Annotated in this window: 22 protein-coding genes; 9 read left to right on the top strand and 13 right to left on the bottom strand. The window is 61.5% G+C overall.

The window, feature by feature from the left end; translation table 11 throughout:
- The first annotated feature begins 120 nt into the window (after nt 1–120).
- From CVS29_RS04130 to CVS29_RS04150, 5 genes are all read left to right on the top strand, one after another.
- Complete coding sequence (locus tag CVS29_RS04130) at nt 121–1,620, top strand: fumarylacetoacetate hydrolase family protein (RefSeq protein WP_110105080.1); 1,500 nt, start codon at nt 121–123, stop codon at nt 1,618–1,620.
- Nucleotides 1,617–3,116, top strand: a complete 1,500-nt coding sequence (hpaE, locus tag CVS29_RS04135; RefSeq protein WP_110105081.1) for a 5-carboxymethyl-2-hydroxymuconate semialdehyde dehydrogenase — start codon at nt 1,617–1,619, stop codon at nt 3,114–3,116. Before CVS29_RS04130 ends, hpaE begins: the two co-directional genes overlap by 4 nt.
- Nucleotides 3,113–4,177 carry a 3,4-dihydroxyphenylacetate 2,3-dioxygenase gene (gene hpaD / locus CVS29_RS04140; protein ID WP_110105082.1) on the top strand — a complete coding sequence of 355 codons (1,065 nt, stop codon included), beginning with the start codon at nt 3,113–3,115 and terminating at the stop codon, nt 4,175–4,177. The genes hpaE and hpaD overlap by 4 nt, the downstream gene beginning before the upstream one ends.
- 132 nt (nt 4,178–4,309) lie before the next feature.
- Complete coding sequence (hpaH, locus tag CVS29_RS04145; RefSeq protein WP_110105083.1) at nt 4,310–5,113, top strand: 2-oxo-hept-4-ene-1,7-dioate hydratase; 804 nt, start codon at nt 4,310–4,312, stop codon at nt 5,111–5,113.
- Nucleotides 5,080–5,883 (top strand): HpcH/HpaI aldolase family protein, encoded by an 804-nt coding sequence (locus CVS29_RS04150; RefSeq protein WP_179442318.1) that lies wholly within the window; start codon nt 5,080–5,082, stop codon nt 5,881–5,883. The genes hpaH and CVS29_RS04150 overlap by 34 nt, the downstream gene beginning before the upstream one ends.
- Nucleotides 5,884–5,901: 18 nt before the next feature.
- Here the strand turns inward: CVS29_RS04150 and CVS29_RS04155 are convergent, their stop codons facing one another.
- Complete coding sequence (locus CVS29_RS04155) at nt 5,902–6,534, bottom strand: hypothetical protein (RefSeq protein ID WP_110105085.1); 633 nt, start codon at nt 6,532–6,534, stop codon at nt 5,902–5,904.
- A gap of 148 nt (nt 6,535–6,682) precedes the next feature.
- Here CVS29_RS04155 and CVS29_RS04160 point away from each other — a divergent pair, with 148 nt between their 5' ends.
- Entirely contained in the window at nt 6,683–7,432 is a 750-nt protein-coding gene (locus CVS29_RS04160) for a hypothetical protein (protein ID WP_110105086.1), read from the top strand.
- On the opposite strand, the gene CVS29_RS04165 is transcribed toward CVS29_RS04160, so the two are convergent.
- The 7 genes from CVS29_RS04165 to CVS29_RS04195 all read right to left on the bottom strand — a co-directional run bounded on the left by CVS29_RS04165 (nt 7,429) and on the right by CVS29_RS04195 (nt 15,312).
- Entirely contained in the window at nt 7,429–9,321 is a 1,893-nt protein-coding gene (locus tag CVS29_RS04165) for an FAD-binding monooxygenase (protein ID WP_110105087.1), read from the bottom strand. The two genes, CVS29_RS04160 and CVS29_RS04165, sit on opposite strands and share 4 nt — an antisense overlap.
- A gap of 131 nt (nt 9,322–9,452) precedes the next feature.
- Nucleotides 9,453–10,532, bottom strand: coding sequence for a phosphotransferase family protein (locus CVS29_RS04170; protein WP_110105088.1), 1,080 nt, complete (start codon nt 10,530–10,532; stop codon nt 9,453–9,455).
- On the bottom strand, nt 10,532–11,794 hold the full coding sequence (locus CVS29_RS04175; RefSeq protein WP_110105089.1) for an acyl-CoA dehydrogenase family protein: 1,263 nt from the start codon (nt 11,792–11,794) through the stop codon (nt 10,532–10,534). The genes CVS29_RS04170 and CVS29_RS04175 overlap by 1 nt, the downstream gene beginning before the upstream one ends.
- A gap of 2 nt (nt 11,795–11,796) precedes the next feature.
- Nucleotides 11,797–12,615 (bottom strand): SDR family oxidoreductase, encoded by an 819-nt coding sequence (locus tag CVS29_RS04180; protein WP_373366668.1) that lies wholly within the window; start codon nt 12,613–12,615, stop codon nt 11,797–11,799.
- Nucleotides 12,616–12,765: 150 nt separating this feature from the next.
- On the bottom strand, nt 12,766–13,284 hold the full coding sequence (locus CVS29_RS04185) for a GIY-YIG nuclease family protein (protein ID WP_110105090.1): 519 nt from the start codon (nt 13,282–13,284) through the stop codon (nt 12,766–12,768).
- 9 nt (nt 13,285–13,293) lie between these two features.
- On the bottom strand, nt 13,294–13,536 hold the full coding sequence (locus tag CVS29_RS04190; protein ID WP_110105091.1) for a hypothetical protein: 243 nt from the start codon (nt 13,534–13,536) through the stop codon (nt 13,294–13,296).
- 279 nt (nt 13,537–13,815) lie between these two features.
- Nucleotides 13,816–15,312, bottom strand: coding sequence for a helix-turn-helix transcriptional regulator (locus CVS29_RS04195; protein WP_110105092.1), 1,497 nt, complete (start codon nt 15,310–15,312; stop codon nt 13,816–13,818).
- 167 nt (nt 15,313–15,479) lie between these two features.
- Here CVS29_RS04195 and aceA point away from each other — a divergent pair, with 167 nt between their 5' ends.
- The 3 genes from aceA to CVS29_RS04210 all read left to right on the top strand — a co-directional run bounded on the left by aceA (nt 15,480) and on the right by CVS29_RS04210 (nt 19,475).
- The gene (gene aceA / locus CVS29_RS04200) at nt 15,480–16,802 is read left to right on the top strand and encodes an isocitrate lyase (RefSeq protein ID WP_110105336.1); all 1,323 of its coding nucleotides are present in this window, start codon (nt 15,480–15,482) and stop codon (nt 16,800–16,802) included.
- Nucleotides 16,803–16,914: 112 nt separating this feature from the next.
- On the top strand, nt 16,915–18,570 hold the full coding sequence (gene aceB / locus CVS29_RS04205; RefSeq protein ID WP_110105093.1) for a malate synthase A: 1,656 nt from the start codon (nt 16,915–16,917) through the stop codon (nt 18,568–18,570).
- A gap of 197 nt (nt 18,571–18,767) precedes the next feature.
- Nucleotides 18,768–19,475, top strand: a complete 708-nt coding sequence (locus CVS29_RS04210; protein WP_110105094.1) for a DsbA family oxidoreductase — start codon at nt 18,768–18,770, stop codon at nt 19,473–19,475.
- 124 nt (nt 19,476–19,599) lie between these two features.
- On the opposite strand, the gene CVS29_RS04215 is transcribed toward CVS29_RS04210, so the two are convergent.
- The 5 genes from CVS29_RS04215 to CVS29_RS04235 form a co-directional block, all read right to left on the bottom strand.
- The gene (locus CVS29_RS04215; protein WP_110105095.1) at nt 19,600–20,439 is read right to left on the bottom strand and encodes a carbohydrate ABC transporter permease; all 840 of its coding nucleotides are present in this window, start codon (nt 20,437–20,439) and stop codon (nt 19,600–19,602) included.
- On the bottom strand, nt 20,432–21,406 hold the full coding sequence (locus CVS29_RS04220) for a carbohydrate ABC transporter permease (protein ID WP_110105096.1): 975 nt from the start codon (nt 21,404–21,406) through the stop codon (nt 20,432–20,434). Before CVS29_RS04220 ends, CVS29_RS04215 begins: the two co-directional genes overlap by 8 nt.
- 252 nt (nt 21,407–21,658) lie before the next feature.
- Nucleotides 21,659–22,963 carry an ABC transporter substrate-binding protein gene (locus CVS29_RS04225; RefSeq protein ID WP_110105097.1) on the bottom strand — a complete coding sequence of 435 codons (1,305 nt, stop codon included), beginning with the start codon at nt 22,961–22,963 and terminating at the stop codon, nt 21,659–21,661.
- Nucleotides 22,964–23,389: 426 nt separating this feature from the next.
- Nucleotides 23,390–24,469 (bottom strand): LacI family DNA-binding transcriptional regulator, encoded by a 1,080-nt coding sequence (locus CVS29_RS04230; protein ID WP_110105098.1) that lies wholly within the window; start codon nt 24,467–24,469, stop codon nt 23,390–23,392.
- Nucleotides 24,466–25,731 carry an ROK family transcriptional regulator gene (locus CVS29_RS04235; RefSeq protein ID WP_110105099.1) on the bottom strand — a complete coding sequence of 422 codons (1,266 nt, stop codon included), beginning with the start codon at nt 25,729–25,731 and terminating at the stop codon, nt 24,466–24,468. The genes CVS29_RS04230 and CVS29_RS04235 overlap by 4 nt, the downstream gene beginning before the upstream one ends.
- Nucleotides 25,732–25,776: the final 45 nt, after the last annotated feature.

Genomic DNA, 25,776 nt, shown 5'->3' on the forward strand with positions numbered 1-25,776 from the left:
GAGTGGATGGCACCTGCTGCGCCTCAGTGGACAGACACCGCCCAAGTTACACAGTCGCGGCCCGTACGGGGCGCACAAATCCTGCACCAGTCAACGGCTTTTTTGTAATTGGGGTGTTTCGTGGAACAGGTCTCGGCAGAGCTGCTCAGCACGGTCCGCAAGGTTATCGCCGTCCACCTTGCCTACAAGTCCCGGGCAGAACAGCGCGGGCGGATCCCCTCACATCCGTCATATTTCCTCAAGGCCCCTTCCTCACTGAGCCTCAGCGGTTCGGTGGTGGAGCGGCCGGTGGGCTGTGAATTACTGGCCTACGAAGGCGAAATCGCGCTCGTCATCGCCAAGGCAGCACGGCGGGTCAGCCCCGCAGAAGCCTGGTCCCACATTGGGCACGTCACCGCCGCGAACGATCTTGGCGTGTATGACCTCAAATATGCGGACAAGGGTTCCAACGTCCGGTCCAAGTCCGGCGATGGTTTCACACCGCTGGGTCCGGGCCTCATTCCCGCCGCCGGGCTCGATCCCCATGCCCTGCGGCTGCGCACGTGGCTTAATGGGGAACTGGTCCAGGATGACACCACCGCTGGCCTGCTCTTCTCTTTCAGCCAGATCGTGGCCGATTTATCCCAGCTCATGACCCTGGAACCCGGGGATGTCATCCTCACAGGAACCCCTGCCGGATCCTCTGTGGCCGTACCCGGAGATGTCCTTGAGGTTCAGCTCGACTCCCCCGGAACGGGTCCATCTACCGGCTTATCTACCGGCCGGCTGCGCACGTCAGTGGTGCAGGGCTCCGGGGAGTGGACCGGCTATGACGCTGTACCCCGCATCAGCGATGCTGACAGGGTGGACGCGTGGGGTTCTGCTGAAGCCGCCGGGCTGGCTTCCACTTCCCCTTCCACAGCTCTCAGTGCTGAACTTCAGCAGAAACTGATAAGTGTTGGCACGGCCACCCTCAGCTCCCAACTGCGCAAACGCGGCTTTAACAACATCCATATTGAGGGCTTGTCCTGCACCAAAGCCGGGCTGAGGATCGCCGGAACGGCCCGAACCTTACGCTTTGTGCCCTTTCGCGAGGACTTATTCGCAGCTCACGGCGGCGGCTTCAACGCCCAAAAACGCGCCATTGACTCGCTCAATGACGGGGAGATCCTGGTCATGGAGGCCCGCGGGGACCCCACCGCGGGGACACTGGGGGATCTTCTGGCCCTGCGCGCCCAGGTCAGGGGCGCGGCGGCCATAGTGACCGATGGCGGAGTCCGGGACCTCACCGAGATCGCCGCCCTGGACATTCCCGTCTTTCATCACGGCACCCACCCGGCCGTCCTGGGCCGCCGCCACGTCCCGTGGGACACGGACCTGACCATCTCCTGCGGCGGGGCCACCGTCCAGCCGGGGGACATCATTGTAGGCGATGACACCGGCGTGCTGGTCATCCCGGCGTCGTTGGCGCAAGAAGTAGCGGACGCTGCCATCGCCCAGGAACATGAAGAGAAGTTCATTGCCGAAATGGTGGCTCAGGGCCACGGCATTCAAGGCCTGTTCCCCATGAACGCCACGTGGCGGGCCACGTTCACGGAGTGGGAGTCCAGCCACAGCGAGCAGAAAGGCGGCCTAGGATGAGCGGCCATTTCATCCCGGACGGCCTGCCCGCCCACATCCGGCACTACATTGACGGCCAATCCGTGGACTCGGTGGGCGGGGAGAGATTCCCTGTGCTGGATCCGGTGACCAACGCAAACTACGCCACCGCCGCCGCCGGACAGAAAGCTGATATTGCGCTGGCCGTGACAGCCGCAACGCGTGCCTTCCGTGAGGGACCGTGGCCGCATATGAAGGCCCGGGAGCGGGCCCGGATCCTGAACAAGGTGGCAGACGCCATCGAGGACAGCGAAACAAGGCTGGCCGAGCTGGAAACCTTCGACACCGGCCTGCCCATCACCCAGGCTCGCGGCCAGGCCCGGCGCGCGGCGGAAAACTTCCGTTTCTTCGCGGATCTGGTGGTGGCCCAGTTGGACGATGCCATGAAGGTCCCCGGTGCGCAACTCAACTACGTCAACCGTAAACCGGTCGGGGTTGCCGGGCTCATCACGCCCTGGAATACGCCGTTCATGCTGGAATCCTGGAAGCTGGCGCCCGCGCTTGCCGCTGGCTGCACGGTGGTGCTCAAACCCGCCGAATTCACGCCTCTGTCAGCGTCGTTGTGGGCCGGTATCTTCGAGGAAGCGGGCCTGCCTCAGGGCGTGTTCAACCTGGTCAACGGTCTGGGCGAGGAGGCTGGGGACGCGCTGGTGAAACACCCTGGCGTGCCACTGATCTCCTTCACCGGCGAGACCACCACGGGTCAGACCATCTTCCGCAACGCAGCCACAAATCTGAAGGGGCTCTCCATGGAATTGGGCGGCAAAAGCCCGTGCGTGGTCTTTGCCGATGCAGACCTGGACGCCGCGATCGATTCCGCCCTTTTCGGTGTGTTCTCCCTCAACGGCGAGCGCTGCACGGCAGGTTCGCGGATCTTGGTGGAGCGGCCCATTTATGACGAGTTCTGTGAGAAGTTTGCTGCCCGCGCCCGGAACATTGTGGTGGGCGATCCTCACAACCCTGCCACCGAGGTGGGGGCGCTGGTGCACCCGGAGCACTACGCCAAGGTCATGAACTATGTGGAAATTGGCAAGTCCGAGGGCCGGCTGCTGGCCGGTGGTGGGCGCCCCGCGGGCCTGGACACCGGAAACTATGTGGCACCCACCGTGTTTGCCGATGTTGGCCCCGAATCGCGGATTTTCCAGGAGGAGATCTTCGGCCCCGTGGTTGCCATCACCCCCTTCGAGGACGACGCCGGGGCGCTGGCTTTGGCCAATGGCGTCAAGTATGGTTTGGCCGCCTATGTGTGGACGAACAATCTTAGGCGCGCCCACACCTTCGCCCAAGCCCTGGAAGCGGGGATGGTGTGGCTGAACAGCCACAATGTGCGGGATCTACGCACCCCTTTCGGCGGTGTGAAAGCCTCCGGGCTAGGGCACGAGGGCGGCTTCCGCTCCCTTGACTTCTATACGGACCAGCAAGCTGTGCACATCACCTTGGGCAGCGTGGACACCCCGAAGTTCGGAGCCTTGCCATGAGCGCTGCCGACCCGCAAACCCCTGCCCCGGATATTGTCCGCTGCGCCTATGTGGAACTTGTTGTCACCGATCTTGGCGCCTCCCGAGCCTTCTATGTTGACCTCCTGGGCCTGCATATCACCCGTGAGGAGCCGGGCGCCCTGTACCTGCGCACTCTGGAGGAGTTCATCCACCACAACCTGGTGCTGCGTCTTGGCCCCGTGCCCGCCCTGGCTGTTGCAGCGTTCAGGGTCAGGACGCCGGCGGACGTCGATGCTGCTCAGGCGTATTACACGGCGCTGGGCTGCCGCACCGAGCGGCGGCGGGAGGGCTTCGTTGCCGGGATTGGTGACTCCGTCCGGGTGGAGGACCCTTTGGGGTTCCCCTACGAGTTCTTCTACGAGGCCGCACACGTGCAGCGGCTGACCCGGCGCTATGACCTTGCCTCGGCCGGGGAACTGGTTCGCCTGGACCACGTCAACCTTGTCACGGCCGAGGTTGCCCGCGGCCGGGATTACTTAGAAGGGCTGGGTTTTCGGGTCTCCGAAGACATCCGGGACTCGGCCGGCACCACCTATGCGGTCTGGATGCACCGGACCCAGACCGTGCATGATATCGCTCTGACAGGCGGTGCCGGGCCACGCCTGCACCACATCGCCTTCGCAACGCATGAGAAGCACAACATCTTGCACATCTGCGACAAAATGGGCGCCCTGCGCATCTCCGCGCGGATTGAGCGCGGACCCGGCCGGCACGGGGTCTCCAACGCTTTTTACCTGTACATCCTTGACCCTGACGGACACCGCGTGGAGATTTACACGCAGGACTACTACACGGGAGATCCGGACAATCCGGTGGTTAGCTGGGATGTCCATGACAACCAGCGCCGCGATTGGTGGGGCAACCCGGTAGTCCCGTCCTGGTATACAGAGGCCTCCCCGGTTCTGGATTTGGCAGGCCAACCCCGGCCGCTGCACATACTGGCCGGAGCATCCGAACAAAGCATCGCGGTTGGTGCCGACGGTTTTTCCTACACCCGCGACGACAGCGGCCGGGGCTTCAAGCTGGGAGAGCAGCTGTGAACCGTACTCACCGGCATCCTCTTGGCCCGGCAGGGGCAAGTTCTTGCCGCCCGCTTCGCGGGTGCCCGAAGCCACTCCGGCGCGGAACATGCCCCTGCCGGGACTGCGCCGCGAGCGAGAAGGAGACAGCTCATGCTTGACGACGCAACGCTTACCGAGATTGCCGACGAACTCGCGGAGGCGGCACGGACTCGGGTGCCGGTCCCCCTGCTGAGCGTTCGCTATCCCGGCATGAGCGTGGAGGACGCCTACCGGGTGCAAAAGCTGTGGCGTCAGCGCGGTGAGGCTGCCGGAAGGGTTGTGGCCGGGCACAAAATTGGGTTGACTTCCCGCGCCATGCAGCAGGCCACCGGTATTAGTGAACCCGATTACGGCATCATCTTTGAAGACGCCATCCTAGAAACGGGGCGTACGCTTCCCTGGCAGCAGTTCACCCACCCCAGGGTGGAAGTGGAACTCGCCTTCTTACTCAAGGAAGATCTTGTTGGCCCTGGCATCACCCTGATCGATGTTCTGCGTGCCACCGACTACGTCACCCCAGCCCTGGAAATTCTCGATTCCCGGGTAGAGATGGAGTGGCGCACCATAGTTGACACCATCAGTGACAACGCCGCCCTCGGTGCCGTAGTGGTGGGCGGCAACCCGGTGAAACCGGACGCCATTGATCTGCCGTGGGTATCCGCCATCCTGCTCCGCAACGAGGTGGTGGAGGAGACGGGTGTTGCCGCCGGCGTGCTGGGCCACCCTGGGCGGGGCGTGGCCTGGCTGGCCAACAAGCTGGCCGTCCACGGCGAGTCACTCAGGGCCGGGGAACTGATCCTGGCAGGCTCCTTCACCCGCCCACTCTGGGTTGCCGCCGGCGATACCATCCATGCCGATTTCGGAATGCTAGGGAGAGTCACATGCCGCTTCGAATCAGCCCCGATCCTTCACTAAAGGACGCGCTCGCCGCCACCAGCAGGCCGCTGGTGGGCATGTGGGTGTGTTCCGGCAGCGCCCTAGTGGCGGAGATTTGTGCCGGGGCCGGGCTAGACGCCGTAGTGATCGACGGCGAGCACAGCCCCAACGGGCTCGAGGGAATCCTGGCCCAGTTGCAGGCGGTGCACGGCTACCCGGTCACGGCCGTGGTGCGCCCGCCGGTCAACGACACCGTAATCATTAAGCAGTATTTGGACTTGGGTGCGCAGTCGCTGCTGATCCCGATGGTCCACACCGTGGCCGATGCCGAGGCCGCCGTGGCTGCGGTCCACTATCCTCCGCGCGGGGTACGCGGGGTGGGCTCGGCCTTGGCCCGGTCCTCGCGCTGGAACCGCATCCCTGACTATGTTCAACGCGCCGGGGATACCGTGAGCCTCATGGTACAAATTGAATCGGCCCAGGCCGTGGAGAACGTGGCTGGGATCCTGGCTGTGGACGGGGTGGACGCCATCTTCGTGGGACCGGCCGATCTCGCCGCCTCCATGGGATTGCTGGGAGCGCAGGAACATCCCACGGTGATGGCGGCCGTGGAGCAGTGCATTGCCGCGGCGAAGGCAGCCGGAAAGCCGGTGGGTGTGAACGCATTTGCTCCGGCCACTGCCCAGTACTACATCGACGCCGGGGTGGACTTCATCCTGGTGGGCGCCGATGTCACCCTTCTGGCCAGGGGCAGCGAGGGTCTGGCCTCAGCGTTCATTCCGAAACGCGTAGGCCGCCCCTTGCTGTGAGCTCATCGGGTGCACGGCTCATCCTTTTGCGGTCGCCTCCAGAAAACGGGCTGTGCGCCTAAAATCACGAAATAGCAAAGCAATCCCGATTATCCCTACGCCGGAGGCCACCACCCCTATCCATACGAACATCTCGTCCCGTCCCGCCCAGTTGAGCGTTTGGGAGGCGAACATCAACGGGTAGGCCGGCATGATGATCAGTTGTGTGGCCAAGCCCTTGAGGCGTTGAACCCCAGCAGCCCGGACCACCGGTAAGTGCTCCCGCTCCAGAGGTGCCTTCCCGGTAATCTGCGCAGTGATGTTCTTGCGTTCGCTCTCTGCCAACCGAAACAATACATCTAGGGTGTTGAGCCGAACGGAGGGTGCCACCTTCTTAGCGTTGTAGATCAATCCGCCCACGAACGCACCCAACGTGGACAGTAGAAGCCCCACGCTCAGATAGTTCGCCCAATCGGCCGCAGTAGTTCCGAAAAGCAAGATCCCGCCACCGATTCCGAGAACCAGCAAGGCAAGGAAACCAACAGGGAAATACCGCAAGTAGTAGCTTCTGACGGCGCGCCCCAGGCAAACGTCTTCGACGCCGTCGGCCCTCTTCATGGCCCACTGCCACCGTTCATTGGACTCGGCCAAGAGATCGTCAAGTCCGCTCATCCTGTTCCTCCCCACCAGACGCTGTTTTGCCCTGCCATACCATCATCGTTGTGCCGTGCCAACAAAAGATAGGGCTTATGCTGACTCTGCCTTCTTGGGTTTCCTGGCTTTCATGGACAAGCTCGGCGTACCGTGCTGACATGTATCCATGCACCCTTCGGGACGGGACAAAAAGATCAGGGCAACTGCTGGCTTGGCCATCATTGCTTTGTCGTTCTTGTCGATGGTCATGATCTACTTGTCCGGGCTCAATCTCTGGAGCGCAATTCCACTCGCGGTTATCTACGGTCTCCAGGCGCTGTTTACGCTGGGCGCCGGCGTCTATCTTTGCAGTGGTTGGCGCAAGGCAGGAGCCTTGGAACTGATTACCGGCCGGTGGCGCCTCATTGGATTGGCCGCTTTTGGTTTGGTGGGAACGGCCGCAGTCATCTTCGGATTCTCGGCGGGCCCAGATGCACTCATCACCACAGCCCTGTGGCCCAATATGGTGGCGTTGTGGATTCTTTTGAGCTTCAGACCCATGACCGCCCGCTTCCCACGCGAGGAACAGTGGACCAGCTCGCTCTCCGGCGAAGCCGCCTGGGTCTCACTGACCGAGGCGTTCCACCAGCCGGGGTTGATTGCAACAACGGCAGGCCAGGACCTCTGGCTCAAGATCAGTAAAGATTGGGCTGGCGGGACTTGGCAGCACGAGGACGCCGCCCGCTATATGAAAGTCAGGCCTGAGATCCATTTCAGGATCGATGAAATCCGCGGCGAAACCCGTATCACCGCACACAGTGACGACAGTGCAGTGGGAGGTATGTTCGACGAGCTGAAGCTCATGGAGGAAATGAGCAAGACTGCAGTAGAACTGGCCCAGCAGGCAACCCGCGCAAACGCGGGTGAGCACAGTTAACCGTGCGCCAGCATGATGGGGGCGAAAAATGCTGCCAGCCCTGCCGTGTCGCTCAACGGCAGCACGTTCGCCACGTACTGGTCCGGGCGGACCACTACGACGGCGCCGGAGCGGCTGATCCCGCGGGCTTCGAAAATGTCGCGTGACGGGTCCGTGGCATAGACCAGTTCGTAGTCAATGAGCCCAAAAGGGCCGGTGCGTGGCATGAACACTTCCGGAACTTGGCCCAGCTCCACACCCTCAAAGTCCTGCTGGGTAATAAGTTTTACATCAAACACGGCATCGGAGTCCCCCTCCGGTGGCGTGTACTTGAGCAGCGGCGACTCAGGATTGTGAGAGAGCCAGTGTGCCCACTCCGACAGGGCTGACTGCTCGCCAATGGCGGGTTCATCGGCGAAGGCGTAGATGCGCCACCGCCCATCGGCCCGGTGGTGGTGACCCAACTGCACCGGGTTTGCATCCGCAACCCTAACCACTGGCGCAGACTTAAAGCGCTTGCCGAGGGGAAAACCCGTGGCCAGTTCCTGATGCGTTGCTGGTGCGGTGATCATGGAGGGCTGGTACTGGGTCATGAAGCCTGCCGGGAACTCGAAGGTGCGCACATAAAAGTCCTCCAACTCGGTGGCATCCGCCATGTCCTCGGGCCGCATGGCCATCAGCTTGGACCATTCCAAATCGAAGTCAATGAGGTTCTTGGCAATGACCTGGCGCTCGGCCGAATACGTGGCCAGCAGCGACGCCGGGCTGCGCCCGGCCAACACATGCGCAATCTTCCACGCAAGGTTGAAGCCGTCCTGCATGGAGACGTTCATGCCCTGGCCCGCCTTGGCACTGTGCGTATGGCAGGCATCCCCTGTGATGAACACGCGCGGAAGGCGAGTGCCGAGCAACTCCAGTGGGACGTCGTCGAACCTGTCAGTCAGGCGGTGCCCCACCTCGTAAACGCTGGTCCAGGCCACGCTGCGCACATCCAGTGTGTAGGGGTGCAGGATCTTGTTGGCCTTGGCGATGATCGTTTCGATGCTGGTGCTGCGCACGGTGTGCGAACCGTCTTCTGGCACCTCACCGAGGTCAACGTACATGCGGAACAGGGAGCCGCCCTCGCGCGGAATGAGCAGGATGTTCCCGCCATCACCGGACTGGATGGCGCATTTGGCGCGAATGTCCGGGAAATCAGTGACGGCCAGAACATCCATGACACCCCATGCGTGGTTCGCGTGGATGCTGCTGTGCTTTGCCCCAATGGATTCGCGCACGGCACTGTGCGCCCCGTCCGCACCCACCACGTACTTCGCCCGGACCACACGTTCTAATCCGGTTTGCGCACCATGGGTACCCACCAGCGTCACAGCGACAGGAAAGTCTCCATGGTCCTCGATTTTCAGGGTGCGCAACTCCCAGCCGTAGTCGGGGCGGATGCGCGCCGGGGAGTTGGCCATGACCTCAGCAAAGTAGTCCAGCACGCGCGCCTGGTTGACAATAAGGTGCGGGAATTCGCTGATCCCCGTGGTGTCATCCGGGGCGCGGGCCGCCCGGGCAATGCGGGTGTGATCAGCCGGGTCAGGTTTCCAAAACACTGTGGCAGTAATCCGGTACGCCTCGGTGATGATGCGCTCGGCGAAGCCAAACGCCTGAAACGTCTCCACGCTGCGGGCTTGGATACCGTCCGCCTGGCCAATCTCCAGGCGCCCGCCGCGTCGCTCCACAATCCGGGTGTTGATGAACGGGAATGCACCAAGTGCGGCCGCAGTGATCATGCCGGCAGGTCCCGAGCCCACAATGAGCACGTCCATCTCATCCGGCAGTTCCGCCGGACGGCCAATACCCGTCCCTTCCGCGGCCTTGACGCGTGGGTCCCCGGACACGTAACCGTGCTGGTGGAATTGCATGTACTTCCTCCCTGCCTGTGTGGCGCCCGCACCTTCATCATGTGCCCCTGGGGCAGTCCAATCAAGGGGCTTTGGCGCACCCGTGGCGGCAGTCCGGTATGGAGCAGATCCTCAGCCGCGGCAAAGCAGCGTTACGGCAGCCGGGCGGCGTGGGCGGCCGCGGCCGCCAACAGCTCCGGCACTCCCGCCTCGAGCGCGGCGCCGAACCTCTCACCATCTGCCCGTTCCCCGTTCTTCCATCGCGTGTAAATGGCCTCACTGAAAATGGCTGCCTTCCACAGCGCCAGCGCCTCATACCAGGGCAATGCGGAAAGGTCCAGATTAAAATGCGCGTTGTACCGTGCCGCCATGCCCGCACGGTCCAGGTATCCCGGCAGAGCCGTCACGGGCGAAAGTTCCAGCAAGGTGGCAGTGGAGCCTGCCTGCGAGTACGTGGCACTGAGGTACCCCAGATCAGCCAATGGATCACCCACGGTGGCCATTTCCCAGTCCAGCACCGCTTTCACCTGGGCGGGACCCTGCCTGGCAAACATCAGATTTCCCAGCCGGTAGTCCCCGTGGATCACGGCATGGCGCTGGGTCTCTGGACGGTTCCCCTCCAACCACCGGGCCAGCTGCGCCACTTCGGGAAGTTCACGTGTTGCCACTAAGTCCCACAACCCCGCAAACCGCGCCACCTGACGTTTCAGGTAGCCCTCGGGGCGCCCAATCTCTGCCCGCGGACCACTAGTAGCGTCCACGGAATGCAGCTTTACCAGCATGTCTGCTGCCGCTTCGCTCGTAGCCCGGCGCTGCGCCAGCGTATCCAGGTGCGCCGGCACGGCGTCTGTGACCACCTCCCCGTCAACGAATTTCATGATGTAGAACGGCACTCCCAGCACGTTGGCATCGGCACATGTAGCCAGAATTTTCGGCACCGGAATGCCCAGCGGCGCTAGCAGCGATTGGATGCGTGCCTCCCGGACCATGTCATGGGTAGAGGGCGGCAAGGGTGGGCGAGGTCCCCGGCGAAGCACCACGTGCGCCCCGCGCCGTTTAATCCTGAACGTCACGTTGGATTGCCCCTCGCCAATACGGCGGGCGTGGACTGGCCCTGTCCCGAGGTGGCAGGCATCAAGGAATTCCGCCACCCGGTCAAGGATCAGCAGTGGCGGTGACTGCGCCCTTGCCGCATCTTCAATGGTTTGCACAATGTCCATCGGGACCCCCATTAGCGTTCTCCCTCGTGGCTGACAGCCGTGCCCTGGAACGGTTCTCCGCCGGCAACGGCACGGCGCCGCTCAGCGGCAGCACGGCGTGCAATGGCCCATTTATGAGTTTCCGTGGAGCCGTCATAGATCCGGAACGGGCGGACTTCATTGAGGTACTGCATCAGTGGCAACCCGTCAGAGACGCCGTCTCCGCCGCACAACTGCACCGCCCTGTCCATGACCCGGTACACCGCCTCGGAGCAGTGCATTTTGGCCACTGAGGAGAGTGCCGAACCCGCCTTCGCATCTACGGCAAGCAGGCGCGCACACTTGGCGATGATGGCGTCAGAGGTCTCAATGTCCATCACGGACTGCGCAATCATGTCCTGCGCAATGCCCAGCTGGGCAAGGTGCGCACCGAATATCTCTCTGGTATTGGCGCGGTCAAGCATGATGTCCATGGCCCGCCGGGCCAAGCCCAGCCAACGCATGCAGTGGGTCAGCCGGGCAGGGCCCAACCGCACCTGGGCGTATTGGAAGCCAAGGCCCGCTTCCCCGAGGACACCGGAGTCCGGGACTAGAACGTCCTCAAAGTGGAGATGGGAATGCCCGCCAGGGAGGTAGGTGTCCATGGTGTGGATGGGGGCGCCAAGCCGTACGCCGGGAGTGTCCATGGGCACCAGGAACATTGAGGCACCTGTGCTGGCCCCGTGCGCACCGTCAGCTGCGTCTGCGTCCGTGCGCGCCATGACAATGGCGAACCCGGCGAGCGTAGCACCACTGGTGAAGCGCTTGTGCCCGTTGATCCGCCAGCCGTTGCCGTCCCGCACAGCCGTGGTGGCTAGTGCTGCGGGATCGGACCCGGCGCCGGGGTGTGGCTCCGTCATGGCAAAGCAGGAGCTGATGTCTCCGGCGGCCAGCGGGGCTAGGAAACGCCGTTTCTGCTCCGCTGTGCCGATCAGGTTCAACATGTGCATATTGCCCTCATCCGGTGCCATGGCGTTAAGCACCGCCGGACCGATAGGTGAGTAGCCGGCTTCCTGAAACACCGGTGACCAGTGCTCCACGGCCAGTCCCTGCCCACCGAATTCCACCGGTACGTGCGGGGCGAACACCCGGGCCGCCCGGGCAGCAGCCGCTAAGTCACGGCGCACCGAAACGTTTAGTGCCTGCCCCGGCCGGGGTTCGGCAGGGATCACCGTTTCACGGATGAATTGACGCGTGCGTGCCCGGAGATTTTCCACGGCCTCCGGGTATTGCCCCTCTGGTGGTGTACTGTTCATGATCAGCCCAACCCTCCCGCATTGCCCAAACCGCCATCAAGAATCAGGACCTGTCCCGTCACCCAGCTTGCGTCGCAGGAGGCGAGAAAGGCCACGGCGGAGGCAACGTCGCTAGGCTCGCCCAACCGGCCCAGCGGGTAGGAGGCCGCCACTGCCGCTTCACGCCCCTCATAGAGCGCACCCGCAAAACGGGTTTTTACCACGGCCGGCGCCACGGCATTAACCCGGATTTCCGGTGCCAGTTCCATGGATAGTGTGCGGGTCAGGTGTGAAACGGCGGCCTTGCTCACCCCATACAGGCCCAGGCCGGGGGCGGGAACGTTGGCGCTGATGGAGGACACGTTCACCACGGTCCCGCGCCGCACCTTGAACTTGAGCCCGGGATGCGCCAGCACGGCCTGCGTCCAGGCGAGGGTGCCCCACACGTTAACCTCAAAAATTTTGCGCCCCGCGTCCAGCTCCGCGGTTTCCAGAGGCCCGTAGACGGGGTTGATGCCGGCGTTGTTGACCAGCACATCCAGCCCGCCAAAGTGATGTTCGGCTGTGTCCAGCACCTCTGCGCGGTGCTCCGGGTCATCGGCGTGCCCGGCCACGGCGAGGGCGTTCGCACCGAGGCTGGCAACTGCCTCATCCAACGCATCCTGACGCCTGGCCGTGATGAGGACGCGGGCCCCCTCCTCCACCAGCCTCCGGGCAATGGCCAGCCCTATCCCCCGGCTGGCGCCGGTGACGATGACATTCTTGCCAAGAAATCGCTGGGCCGGGTTCGGGGTTGAGTGCGTGCCATCTAATGCCATGGGATCCTCTTTTTCCGTTGCCATCGCGCCTACTCGGCGGTAGCTATTGCCAGCATGCTGTGGAATGCGGCAACGGTCAAGGGAAAGCTGGAAACCGCTATTGTGCGGCGGCCCGGGTTTCTGCACCTTCACCCCACGGCTGCCCCACTCTCTCGTTGAGCAGCCTTCAGTTGCTCAGCCCTTCTCGCGGAGGGCCTTGCCATGCGCGGCTGCAGCAACTTCCGAAACGTGCACCTGCTCGGGTGTGCGCCCGTCACGGTTCAGCGGCGGGCAAAGCTCGGCGCGCATTGCTTCCTCAAGATCGGCAAGGGGTGCAGCGTCCGGGAGTACGCAAAACTGCACGCTCAGGTTTTGCGTCATCCAGACGCTCAACACTTCTTCATCTACATCGGTCAGGCGCGGGTGTGCGGAGCGTCCATGCCACTGGGCCTGAAGTCCCAGCAATGCCGCCAGGGAACGGCGGAAAGTGGATTTTGACGTTTGAATATCGTGGTGTTTTGCCCTGCCCTTGAGGTTCGTGGCCTTGCCCACGTAGAGCAGGTCACCGCGTTTGAGCGGGGTCAGCTCCGCCGGCCAATTCATGTCCTTGGGCAGGCCTCCGCTCAGGTAGTACTTATAAAGGCCGGGGGCAAAAGGCATCGCCTGCCATGCGCTTTTTGCGGGGGCGGTTGCAGTCCATTTGAGTTCGCTCATCCGTTGACTTTACGGCATGGAGCCTGTGGCGTCCTGCCGTAGAGCCATGGCAGAGCGCCAAGAAACCCGCTCGGCAATAGGGGCTGTCACCTTCGTCTCCTCCAATACCAAGAGCCCCGGCTGGGCGCGCAACCACGCGGCATTCAAGCCCGTGACGTCTTCGGACTCGAAGAGGTCTTCAAACTCCACATCCAACCGCTCCATGGCGCCAAGCCCTTCGCGGACGTAGGCATCAAGGTCTTCGCGGCGCATTCGTGACAATGTCCGCTGGAGTCAACAGTGCCCGGAACATGTCATTGACAACACAAAACGTTGTCTGCGATCACGTCTTCATTGTTCCCGGCGGCACCTGCGGCACTCAGCACAACGGGGATGTGGCGTGTAGTCATGGACGTTCCTTAGCTCTTCGGATGCGGTTGGCCCTTCCACGCTAAGTTGCAGGAGTTGACTTCACCCCTGTGCTCGCGTGAACGCTAGGGAAAAACCGGGGAACGTTTCACGCCATGACCCGGCCATGACCTGCGGCCTCTTTTACCGGCCTTCGTGCGCTGCCAAGAACCTGTACACCTCTGTCTCGTCCACTCCGGGGAAGGCGCCCTGGGGCATAGCCGCCAAAAGGTGCGAGTTGGCGCGGGTTGAGGGCCAGGCATGCCCTGCCCACTGGGCCGAAAGCTCGGTGGGTGGGCGCCGGCAGCAGTCAGGATCCGGGCAGCGGGATGCTGAACGCTCCGTGGTGTCCCGGCCCCGGAACCATTTAACGTGCTCATAAGGTACCCCAATACTGAGCGAATACTCTCCCGAGGAATGGCGTTCAGTGCGGGCAGTGCACCAGTACGTCCCAACGGCCGTGTCCGTGTATTGGTTGAACGCACGGAACTTATCCGGCACTTCAAAGACGGCCCGGGAGGTCCAGTACCGGCACACGGCCTGGCCTTCGATGGCGCCGGTGTGATCGGCAGGGAAGTTCACGCCGTCGTTCTCGTAGGCTTTGTGGATGATCCCTGACTCATGCACCTTCTGAAAGTGTGTGGTGATGCCCAGGTGCTCGGTGGCCAGGTTGGTGAAGCGGTGCGCGGCCGTTTCATAGGAGACGGCGAAGGCGTCACGGATGTCCTCAATGGCAAGCTCCTTCGCCATCTTGGCTGTCTTGAGGAAGTCCACTGTGGCCCGCTCCGGCATGAGCAAGGAAGCCGCAAAGTAGTTGGTGTACACGCGTTGGCGCAGGAAGTCAGCGTAGTCGCGGGGGGTCTGGTGCCCCAGCACGTAGTGACCCAGCGCTTGCAGCAGTACCGAACGCGGATCGTGGTCGGAGCGCTGCCCGTGAGTGAGATAAATTCGGCGATTCTTCAAATCCGTCACAGACCGGGTGGAATGCGGCAGATCCCCCACATAATGCAGGTCAAATCCGAGGTGTTCGGCCACGTCCGCAGCAACGTGGTGGGACAGTGGCCCACGGTCATGCCCCACCGCCGCCAGTAGATCCTGGGCCTGGCGTTCAATCTCCGGATAGTAGTTGTTGCGTTCACGCATTTCCTGGCGTAGTTCGTTGTTCGCCCGGCGGGCCTCCTCCGGCGTAGCGGACTGTTCATCCAGCCGCCGTTCCAACTCGTGTTGCAAACCCACTAAAGATTCAAGGACTTCGGTGGAAAGCCGTGAGCTGACGCGGACTGTGGGCAGCCCCAGCGATTGGTACAGCGGCCCGCGCTGCGCCCGTTCCAGCTCAATTTCCAGTGCCGCGCGCCGGCTGGGCGGCTCGTTGCCCAACAGCTGATCAAGCCCTACGCCGAGCGCCCCGGACAGCGCCTGCAGCAGCCCCAGTTTGGGCTCCCGTTTGCCGTTTTCAATCAAGGAAAGCTGCGACGGCGCGGCCCCCACTTTCACCCCGAGATCATCCAGGGTCATCCCCTGGGTCTTGCGCAGGTGCCGCACCCGGCGCCCTAAGGAAATGATGTCCAATTCTCCCTGCGCAGCAGCTTTCTTACCGCGCCGGGCAGATGCCTCACCTGTGTTCCATCCCACATTCGTCATTTCTTGACAATACGCGAAGAAACGCGTTTCTTCTCTTCAATTACCTCTAGTAACCCCTTGAAAAGCGCTGAATAGTAGAAATCACGAAGAAGAACGCAGCTTCAACTAGCTCACCCACCCCGGTGATCGAGCTTGTCGAGATCCACAATAACAAGGAGCTTTCCATCATGAGCGCAGCATTTGAACCCGCAACCACGCCGGAGCAGAACCGCACCGAGGCAGCTGCAGCCCTCGAGCTCGAGTGGGCTGCAAACCCCCGCTGGAATGGCGTGGAACGCTCCTTCAGTGCCGGGGATGTCATCAAGCTCCGTGGCCGGGTCCAGGAGGAACACACCCTGGCCCGCCGCGGCTCCGAGAAGCTGTGGGACCAACTGACAAACGCCGCACCTGGCGGCTACACCAACGCACTGGGCGCCCTCACCGGCAACCAGGCGGTTCAGCAGGTCAAGGCCGGCTTGAAAGCCATTTACCTGTCCGGCTGGCAGGTTGCCGCGGATGCCAACTCCAACGGCAACACCTACCCGGACCAGTCGCTGTACCCGGTAGATTCGGTGCCCAAGGTAGTTCGCCGCATCAACAATGCGCTCCTGCGTTCAGACCAGATTGAGTTCTCAGAAGGAATCCAGAGCGTTGAGGACTGGCTGGTGCCGATTGTGGCCGATGCCGAGGCCGGCTTTGGTGGCCCCCTCAACGCCTACGAACTCATGAAGTCCATGATCACCTCCGGTGCGGCCGGTGTGCACTGGGAAGATCAGCTTGCCAGCGAGAAGAAGTGCGGGCACTTGGGCGGTAAGGTGTTGATCCCCACGGCCCAGCATGTCCGCACGTTGAACGCGGCAAGGCTCGCGGCCGACGTCGCCGGCGTCCCCTCGGTAATTATTGCCCGCACCGACGCCGAGGCCGCCACCTTGATCACCTCGGATGTAGATGAGCGCGATCGCCCCTTTCTCACCGGCGAGCGCACGGCGGAAGGTTTCTACCACGTCCGCAACGGGATCGAGCCCTCCATTGCCAGGGCCCGCGCCTACGCCCCTCACTCAGACCTCATCTGGATGGAGACCGGAACACCTGACCTTGAGCATGCAAAGAAGTTTGCTGAAGGGGTCAAGTCCGAATTCCCGGACCAGATGCTTGCCTACAACTGCTCACCGTCATTCAACTGGAAAAAGCATTTGGATGACGCAACTATCGCTAAGTTCCAACGGGAGCTTGGCGCTATGGGATACACCTTCCAGTTCATCACCTTGGCTGGTTTCCACTCCCTGAACTACTCGATGTTTGATCTTGCCCATGGCTACGCCCGTAACGGCATGAGTTCCTACGTCGAACTGCAGGAGCGAGAATTCGACTCCGAATCCCGCGGCTACACCGCAACCAAACACCAGCGCGAAGTGGGCACAGGCTACTTCGATGCGGTGGCGACCGCCCTGAACCCGAACAGCGGCACCCTCGCTTTGGCAGGCTCCACAGAAGCCGAGCAGTTCCACTAACAACTCCCTCCCGCTGGGTGGGACCGCTGGCCGCCTCTTGTTGAGACTCACGTTGCAACAAGAGGCGGCTCGCAGTCCCGTCACCGGCACTTTCAGACTTGGAGCAAGCCCCATGAACTCAACGAACAGCCTGAACGGAATCACGTTCAACGGCATCACCATGACCGCACCGCCCATCTACCGCCAGGAAGAAATCCTGACTCCTGAGGCACTGGATTTCATTGCTGCACTAAACCGCACCACGACGGCGCGGCGCACCGAATTGCTGGCAGCCCGCCGCACGCGCCGCTCCCAGATCCTCAGTGGCACTGATCCGCGCTACCTGCGCGAAACGTCCGCCATCCGGGAAGATCCCCGCTGGCGCGTTGCTCCCCCTGCCCCGGGTTTGGAGGATCGCCGCGTGGAAATCACCGGCCCTGTTGACCGCAAGATGACCATCAATGCGCTGAACTCCGGGGCGAAGGTCTGGCTGGCTGATATGGAAGACTCCTCCACACCCACCTGGGGCAATGTGATCCGCGGCCAGCTGAACTTGATTGACGCACTGGAGCGCCGCATCGACTTCACCAGCCCCGAAGGCAAAGAATACAAGCTGGCGCCGGCGGAGGAACTCCCCACTATTGTGGTCCGTCCCCGCGGCTGGCACTTGCCGGAGAAGCACCTGCTGATCAATTCCAAGCCCATGGCAGGCGGCATCGTCGACTTTGGCCTGTATTTCTTCCACAATGCCCGGAGGCTGATCGCTCAGGGCAAGGGACCGTACTTTTACCTGCCGAAGATTGAAAATCACCAGGAGGCCCGTCTCTGGAATGACATCTTCATCCAGGCGCAGGACCTGCTCGGCATCCCCCAGGGCACCATCCGTGCCACGGTGCTGATCGAGACCATTACGGCCGCGTTCGAGATGGAGGAGATCCTCTACGAGCTCCGCGACCACGCCGCTGGCCTGAACGCCGGCCGGTGGGACTACCTGTTCTCAGTCATCAAGAACTTCCGCACCCGCGGCCCGCGCTTTGTGCTTCCGGACCGCAACCAGATCACCATGACCGCACCCTTCATGCGCGCCTACACCGAACAACTGGTCCGCGCCTGCCACACCCGTGGCGCTATGGCGATCGGCGGCATGGCAGCCTTTGTGCCCAACCGTCGTGATCCGGAGGCCAACGCCAATGCCATGGAGAAGGTCCGTGCAGACAAGACCCGGGAAGCCAACGACGGCTTTGACGGTTCCTGGGTGGCCCACCCTGACCTGGTTCCCGTAGCCATGGAGGTCTTTGACGAGGTGCTTGGCTGGAACCCGAACCAGATTATTCGCACCCGTGAGGATGTTCTCCTCGATGACCGTGCACTGCTGAACGTGGCCGGCACGGAAGGCAAGATCACCGAGCAGGGCATTCGTGACAACATCTGGGTGGGTATCCAGTACATCGAGTCCTGGCTGCGCGGCCATGGTGCTGTGGCCTTGAACAACCTCATGGAGGACGCCGCCACCGCGGAAATCTCCCGTTCCCAGATCTGGCAGTGGATCCACAGCCAGGCCATCACGGACACAGGCGAACTCATCACCTATGACTGGGTCAAGGAAATGCTCGACGAGGAGTTCTCACGGCTCCCCCGATTTGATAAGGACCGGTTCGATGACGCACTGGAAATCTTCACCGATGTAGCCATGGGCGAAGAGTTCCCGGCCTTCCTGACTACCTCCGCCTACGCCAACTACCTGCACGCGCACGCCGAAGTGCCCGAACAGCAGTTGATCGCGGCCTAAGTTTGACAGCTCTCGCCGAACGCGACGCCACTGCACACCCGAGATCCGGGTCTCGGCGAGAGTGTCATTACCATCACCGAACGTACAGTTGATGCCCTGTTCCCACAGGCATCAATTGTACGTTCGGCGTTTAACGGGGCGTTTACGGGGTGGGGCGGGCGGGGAATAAGCGCCGAACGGGGCATGTTAGCCACAGTATGAAGATTGAGATCTGGTCCGATGTGGCCTGCCCCTGGTGCTACATCGGCAAGCGCCGTTTTGAAACCGCTCTGAGCGGCTTTGCCCACAAGGATTCCGTGGAAGTGACGTGGAAGAGTTTTCAGCTGGATCCCACCCTTCCCGAGCACTACGACGGCACCGAGCTGGAGTACCTAGTGGAGCGCAAGGGCATGGACCGCGGACAATTGCTGGGCATGCTGGGCCACGTCACGCAGGCTGCCCAGGGAGTGGGGCTGGACTTTAAGTTCGAGAACGTGGTGGTCGCCAATAGTTTCCGCGCCCACGAGCTGCTCCACCTGGCCAAGTCCCACGGATTGGGCGACGCCGTCAAGGAAGCCCTGCTCTCAGCCCACTTTGAGCACGGCGTGGATATTGGCAACCGAGAAGCCCTCGTTGCGATCGGCACCAAGGCGGGGCTGTCCGCCGTCGAAATCAATGATGCTCTGGAGAGTTCGCAGTACGCCGACGCCGTCCGCAACGACATTGCCGAGGGCCGCGCGATTGGCGTCCAGGGTGTTCCGTTCTTCGTCATCGACCGGAAGTACGGCATCTCCGGCGCTCAGCCTTCCGAGGTGTTCGGCCAGGCTCTGGAGCAGGCTTGGCAGGAAGCCAACCCGCTGACCATGGTTTCGGCCACCGGTGGAGAAGACGCGCAGGCCTGCGGCCCGGACGGCTGCGCCATCTAGGCTCTCCGGCCTTCCGAGCAGGCGGGCCCGAAGCAGGTGGAATACCATGAGGATCCCGAGCGCTGTGCTGGCCCTTGTGGCTGGGTTGGCTGGCGGTTGGCCCGGCAGTGCCTTGGCCCGGTGGCTATTTGACGGCACCTGCGGTCAATCCAGCCACAAAGTTCTTTTGCAGGAGCAAGAAGCCGATCACGATGGGAATTGAGACCACCACTGAGGCGGCCATGATCTGGTTCCAGTAGACGTTGGTCTGGGTCGAGTAGAGCTGGAGGCCGACGGCGAGGGTGCGGTTCGCGTCGGTGGTCATGACCGAGGCGAACAAGACTTCACCCCAGCTGGTCATGAAGCTGTAGATGGCTACAGCCACCAAGCCCGGACGTGCTGTGGGCAAGATGATGGTGAACAGGGTTCGCATGGGGCCGCAGCCATCTACCGTGGCGGCCTCGTCGAGTTCACGAGGGATGCCGTTGAAGTAGCCAGCGAGCATCCAGATGGAGAACGGCAGAGAGAACGTCAGGTAGGTGATAATCAGGCCGGCACGGGTTCCCACCAACTGGACACCGAAGTTGGTGTTGATGTTCACGAAGATCAAGAACAGCGGGAGCAGGAACAGCACCCCTGGCAGCATCTGTGTGGAGAGCACTGCGCCGGAGAACAATGACCGGCCGCGGAATGTGTAACGCGAAACGGCGTAGGCGGCGAAGATGGCAATGACGAGCGAGAGCAACGTGGCGGCAACTGAGACGATGACGGAGTTCATGAAGTAGTTGGCCAGCGGGACTGTTTTCCACATGTCGATGTAGGGCTGGATGGTCAACGTTTCGGGCCACCACGTGAATGCGCCTTGGACATCCTTCAGCGGCTTCAGCCCAGAGATCACCATGACGTAAATGGGGATGATGGTGAAGATACTCAGAGCTGTAATCGTAATGACTCTAAAGACCTTGGTACCGGTTGTGTCATGCATTATCTTTCCTCCGGTTCATTAGGAGCACGTAGATTCCGCTGACAACCGAGAGGAAGAGCAGGAGCAGTACCGACATGGCGGCACCTGAGCCGAAGTTCCACGTGAGGAATGAGGCGTTGTAAATGTGGAAAGAGATCAGATCACCGGCGGGCGGCTGCGAGCCGCCGAACAGGACAAAGGGTGTGTTGAAATCGTTGAAGGTCCAGAGGAACATCACCAGTACCAGTGACATATTGACTGGGCGCAGCAGGGGCAAGGTGATGGCCCACCACTGACGCAGCGGTTTGGCGCCGTCAACCGAGGCAGCCTCGTAGATGTCCGTGGGGACGGATTGGAGTCCGGCCATCAGCATCAAGAAGGCGAAGGGCCAGAGCCGCCAGATGGCAACAATGACGACGGCGGCGAAGGCGTTATCGCCGATCAGCCAGAAGGGCTTGTCTCCCGGGAGTCCTAAGTTGTCGAACAAAAGGTGGCTGAGGGCCCCGTTGTCTTTCTGCAAGATGAACTTCCAGGCGATGACGCCGGCATACATGGGCAAAGCGTACGGGATCAGGAACAGTGTGCGGAACACTGCCCGTCCCGGGAAAACCTTTTGTAGCGCCACGGCCGCGGCCATACCGAGGAACCATGAAAGGCCCACCACCAAAATGGTGAAGGCCACTGTGATTCCGAAGGATTTCAGCAGGCCCATGCCGACGGCCGAATTGAAGTCCAGGGCTACCTGGTAGTTCTTTGTGCCGATAAACGGGGCGTTGCCCCAGTTGGAGATGTACATCTTGGTGAGCTTGAGGAAGCTCATCCAAATGCCAGTAATCATGGGAACAATGTGGATGACGAGTTCAAAGATGACGGCGGGGGCCAGCAACGCATAGGGTAGCCACCAGCCGGCACGGCGAGGCTTGCGCGCTCTCCGTGCGGTGGCCCCGGCGGAGGGGCCGGATTTCTTTACGGCGGTGGAAGCAGACACTGTTCGACACTCACCTTTCCTGGAAAAATTGAAGTAGTGAAGAGGCGGGTCGCTCAGCGACCGACGGATTGAAAGAAACGTTGGGCCCACGCCTGCGAGCCACCGCTGCGAGGTACGTTGGGCCCACGCCTGCGAGGGGCCCAAGCCGTAGGTCGCTAGCGACCCACGGCTGCAAGAAACGTTGGGCCCACGCCTGCGAGGGGCCCCAACGGTGGCTCGCTCAGCGAGCCACCGTTGGGGAGCAGGTGGGGACTAGCCTGCTGCTTCGACTGCCTGCTGTGCTGTTTCTAATGCACTCTTGATATCTGCCTTGGAGACCGTACCGCCGGAGGCGATGGTTGCAAACATCTGGTTCATGGCCTTGCCCACAGTGCTTTCGAACTGGTCCTCGGCCGCTACCAGGGGAAGGGGCTTGGACTTGTTGGAGTAGATGTCAGAGAACGTCTTGGCGAGTTCCGCATCGTCGGTGAAGGAAGGTGTGACGCCAGCAAGTACAGGAAGTGCTGCGAAGGGCTTATCCAATGCTGCCTGAGTGTCTTCACTGGTCATGAACTTCACGAATGCCAGTGCTGAATCCTTGTTCTTCGTGTTCTTGAAGATGGACATGTTGATACCGGCAACCATGGTGGCAATATCCTTGCCCGCTGCGGGAGCAGGGAAAGCTACGACACCGAATGCGTCACTGGCCATACCTTGTGAGGCGATGGAACTGTTGGCGTTGTTCTGGCTGAGCACCATGGCGGATTTACCGGTGGCGAAGTCATTGATGGCCTGTGTTGCGTTGTCATACTGAGCATCACCTGGGGCTACGACTTTATCGGCCTGCATTAGATCTAGGTAGCGGGCAATGCCGTCCACAATTCCGTCCGAGGTGAAGGTGGGCTTACCATCTGCATCAAAGAAGTCGGCACCGTTCTGGGCTGCGTTGATGAAGGCGAAGTGTGAGTTCTCGGTGTAGCTGCCTGCTGCGAGTGAGAATCCGTGGACATCACCACTGGTCAGTTTCTTGGCAGCAGCAACCATTTCTTCCCATGTGGTGGGAGGGGTTACACCGGCGTCCTTGAACATTGCTTTGTTGTAGTACAGGCCGTAGGCCAGACCGTACAGCGGGACTGAGGTGGGGTCTTCGCCAGCCACGCCACCGGTATCCATAGCTGTCTTGACGAACTTGTCCTTGCCACCAATGGCGGTAAATGCTGCCTCGTCAAACGGCATGAAAGCCCCGGTGGACTGCAGTGAGGCGGCCCACGTGTTGCCGATGTTTAGAACGTCCGGGGCCTGGCCGGAGGTGACTGCTGTCTGGATACGAGTCTGAAGATCGTTCCAGCCGATGACTTCAAGGTTGACCTTGATGCCGGTTTCCTTTTCGAACTTCTCCAGCTGCGGGGTAAGAACTTCCTTGTCATTGTCCAAGCTGGTGCCCTGGTTGCTGGCCCAGTAAGTGAGCGTCTTCCCGCCGGAATCGGATGATTCATTTCCGGAACCGCCGCTGCAGCCGGTGGCTGTAATGGCAAGTGCCGCTATAGCCGCTGCTGCGGCAAAAGTACGTATTTTCACTTCCGTGACTTCCTTGTCTGTGTGAGAACTGTTCCTAAACACGAGCCGTAGGAGCATCTGTGACTCGCGCCGCTCGACGTTGAACCAAACCTAGATGAACTTATGTCGACGGTCAATCAAAAGTTAGAAAATATCTGAAATAATATTGATTTGTGACACCAAAGGTACGGAAAATTCACCGCCGCAGGAGGTTCAGCGCCACATGCATGGCTCAAAATAGCCCGCAAACAAGGGACACCCTCACTATTGACCACACCATAAGCACCATTGCTGAACCGGTTCAGCAAGCGGCAGTTGTTACCCATCCGTTATAAGGAAGATAAAAAATTAACGGGCTCGCGGGCTAGCGCGTGGGGGCCTCATAAGGGGCTTGCCTCTTGCCGGAAAGCACCGCAGCTCACTCTCGAGCCACCCCTGGAGACCGCGCTAGAAGAGGTTCCGCCCTAGGCTCTCACGGAGCTGAAATACACCGGGGCAGGCTTGAATATTGCGAGGTTCGTGGCCGCCAATAAGCTCCACCAGTAGCTGGGCGGAGGATCTGCCCAAATCGGAAACACTGCGGCTCAGTGCGCTCAAACTAGGAGAACTGAGCTTGCACAGGATTGAATCATCCCAACTGATTACCGAAACTTGCGCGGGAACACACAGGTTTAGACGCTTCAACGCTTGAAGCCCACCCACAGCCATGAGGTCATTGCCATAGACAACGGCCGTGGGGAATTCTGGTGACCCAGGAACCAAGCCGGCCATGACAGCGATGGTGGCCGTGCCGCCGTCGTCCGCTGAATAGTCCGCGGGGCACAGCACCACACTCATGCCCAGGCGCCTGGCATGGGCTGTGATCTGTTCTGATTTACGCTCCTCATGGAGCAAGTCCAGGGGGCCAGAGACAAAGGCAATGCGCCGGTGCCCGTGCCGGTGCAGGGCCTCCACCACCGTTGCCGCGTCTGCAGCCTGTGACACCGTGACATTGGAGTTCCCAGCGGAGGGTAGAGCATCCAGCCCTGCGCCAAGGCGTACATAGGGCATTTTGAAGCGGTCCAGCAGGGGCGGGCGGGGATCATCGTGAACATGGTCAAAAAGAATCACCCCGTCAACGCGGCCCTCTCCGGCCCAGCGCTCGTAGACGGGCAGATCACGGGTGCGCTCATCCGGCACGGTACGGGGGTCCACCATGCGCAGCAGCAAGTTCATCTCATGCGTACCCAAAATTCCCTCAATTCCGGCCAGGATGCTCATGTAAAACGGTTCGGCACCAATTTGTTCAGGGTCCCGGAATAGCACAATGCCCACCGAATCAGTGCGTGAATGTGAAAGTGCCCGCGCGCTGGAACTGGGGTACCACCCGAGTTCACTGGCTAATGCCAGAACACGGGCCCGGGTAGATTCACTGACGCCGGGCTGGCCGTTGAGTGCATAGGAAACTGAAGCCTTGGAGATACCCAGGCGGAAGGCCAGATCGCTGATGGTCACTTTTCCGGCCTGCGGAGTACCCAGGGCGCTCATCCTTGTGAATGCGCGGCGACAAGCCGCTCAACTGATGCGGGGGCAAGAACATGGTCAATCACCATGCGTCCTGCACCGAGCACACCGGCGTGGTCACCGGCCATTGACTGCACTATCCGCAGCCGTGCCGTGGCCAGCGGCAGCGATCGTTGATAAACAATTTCACGCACACCGGCCATCAGATATTCCCCTGCCGAGGACAGCCCGCCGCCAATGACAATGACGGAAGGATTGAGCAAGTTCACGGACGCCGCCAAGACATCACCAACGTCGCGGCCTGCCTGCCGCATGGCATGAATGGCGGCCAAGTTTCCCCGGCGCGCCAACTCCAAAACGTCGTCACCGCTGTGCGCCGGAACCCCGTCTTTACTAAGCGCTGCAGCCACCGCAGGGCCCGACGCCATAGCCTCCAGGCAACCGTAATTCCCGCAACGGCACAGTATTTCGCCGCCGCGCGGAACTCTCACGTGCCCAATATCGCCAGCCGTACCATCGGCTCCGCGCTGCAAAAGTCCGCCGCTGATAATGCCAGCACCAATACCCGTGGCAACTTTAATGAACAGAAGATCCTGCGCGTGCGGCCAGTACGCGGCCCGTTCCCCCAGGGCCATGATATTCACATCGTTATCCACAAGAACGTCCGTGGGAAAACGTTGCTGGACATAGGCTGGCACATCGAACCCGTCCCAGCCAGGCATGATGGGCGGGCTGGAGGGCCGCCCCGTGGAGTGTTCCACCGGTCCCGGAAGCCCAATGCCAATCCCCACCAGCTCACGTTCATGGCGCCCCGCCGTAGCAAAAACCTGGCCGCACCGCTCCAGCACTGCATCCAGCACGTGAGTGGGGCCGTCAGCTATATCCATTGACTCCCGCAGTTCACTGAGCACCCGGCCGCTGAGATCGATGAGCGCGATCAACACGTGCGTTGCCCCCACGTCAATAGCCAGAATGACTCGTGACGAGGGGTGAAAAGCAAAGCGCGATGGCGGACGCCCTCCTGAGGAGATCCCCTCACCTGCCGGACCTATCAACCCAGCAGCACTCAAGCCCTCAAGGCGGGCGGCAACCGTTGAGCGAGCAAGGCCCGTAATCTCCGCCAACTCCGCACGGGTACGGGCCTGTCCATCACGCAAAATCTGGAAAACGTCTCCGGCTCGCGAGTGGCCAAACTGCCCCTGCGGAGCTGAGGCTGCCGGATCAAAGGCGGCCGTGGTGCTTGCAAGCGGTCCATGTGTGGGTTGCTGAGCTGGAGACTTAGACATTGTCAACAAATAACACACGGGCTTCCATCTGTCACAATCTAAAGA

Source organism: Arthrobacter psychrochitiniphilus, assembly GCF_003185915.1.
Classification (GTDB): Bacteria; Actinomycetota; Actinomycetes; order Actinomycetales; family Micrococcaceae; genus Specibacter; species Specibacter psychrochitiniphilus.

What these genes read in the sequence shown, in the direction of transcription:
- hpaE (WP_110105081.1), top strand. Translation starts at nt 1,617, where the DNA reads ATGAGCGGCCATTTCATCCCGGACGGCCTGCCCGCCCACATCCGGCAC.
- hpaD (WP_110105082.1), top strand. Translation starts at nt 3,113, where the DNA reads ATGAGCGCTGCCGACCCGCAAACCCCTGCCCCGGATATTGTCCGCTGC.
- hpaH (WP_110105083.1), top strand. Translation starts at nt 4,310, where the DNA reads ATGCTTGACGACGCAACGCTTACCGAGATTGCCGACGAACTCGCGGAG.
- CVS29_RS04150 (WP_179442318.1), top strand. Translation starts at nt 5,080, where the DNA reads ATGCCGCTTCGAATCAGCCCCGATCCTTCACTAAAGGACGCGCTCGCC.
- CVS29_RS04155 (WP_110105085.1), bottom strand. Translation starts at nt 6,534, where the DNA reads ATGAGCGGACTTGACGATCTCTTGGCCGAGTCCAATGAACGGTGGCAG.
- CVS29_RS04160 (WP_110105086.1), top strand. Translation starts at nt 6,683, where the DNA reads ATGCACCCTTCGGGACGGGACAAAAAGATCAGGGCAACTGCTGGCTTG.
- CVS29_RS04165 (WP_110105087.1), bottom strand. Translation starts at nt 9,321, where the DNA reads ATGCAATTCCACCAGCACGGTTACGTGTCCGGGGACCCACGCGTCAAG.
- CVS29_RS04170 (WP_110105088.1), bottom strand. Translation starts at nt 10,532, where the DNA reads ATGGGGGTCCCGATGGACATTGTGCAAACCATTGAAGATGCGGCAAGG.
- CVS29_RS04175 (WP_110105089.1), bottom strand. Translation starts at nt 11,794, where the DNA reads ATGAACAGTACACCACCAGAGGGGCAATACCCGGAGGCCGTGGAAAAT.
- CVS29_RS04180 (WP_373366668.1), bottom strand. Translation starts at nt 12,615, where the DNA reads ATGGCAACGGAAAAAGAGGATCCCATGGCATTAGATGGCACGCACTCA.
- CVS29_RS04185 (WP_110105090.1), bottom strand. Translation starts at nt 13,284, where the DNA reads ATGAGCGAACTCAAATGGACTGCAACCGCCCCCGCAAAAAGCGCATGG.
- CVS29_RS04190 (WP_110105091.1), bottom strand. Translation starts at nt 13,536, where the DNA reads ATGCGCCGCGAAGACCTTGATGCCTACGTCCGCGAAGGGCTTGGCGCC.
- CVS29_RS04195 (WP_110105092.1), bottom strand. Translation starts at nt 15,312, where the DNA reads ATGACGAATGTGGGATGGAACACAGGTGAGGCATCTGCCCGGCGCGGT.
- aceA (WP_110105336.1), top strand. Translation starts at nt 15,480, where the DNA reads ATGAGCGCAGCATTTGAACCCGCAACCACGCCGGAGCAGAACCGCACC.
- aceB (WP_110105093.1), top strand. Translation starts at nt 16,915, where the DNA reads ATGAACTCAACGAACAGCCTGAACGGAATCACGTTCAACGGCATCACC.
- CVS29_RS04210 (WP_110105094.1), top strand. Translation starts at nt 18,768, where the DNA reads ATGAAGATTGAGATCTGGTCCGATGTGGCCTGCCCCTGGTGCTACATC.
- CVS29_RS04215 (WP_110105095.1), bottom strand. Translation starts at nt 20,439, where the DNA reads ATGCATGACACAACCGGTACCAAGGTCTTTAGAGTCATTACGATTACA.
- CVS29_RS04230 (WP_110105098.1), bottom strand. Translation starts at nt 24,469, where the DNA reads ATGAGCGCCCTGGGTACTCCGCAGGCCGGAAAAGTGACCATCAGCGAT.
- CVS29_RS04235 (WP_110105099.1), bottom strand. Translation starts at nt 25,731, where the DNA reads ATGTCTAAGTCTCCAGCTCAGCAACCCACACATGGACCGCTTGCAAGC.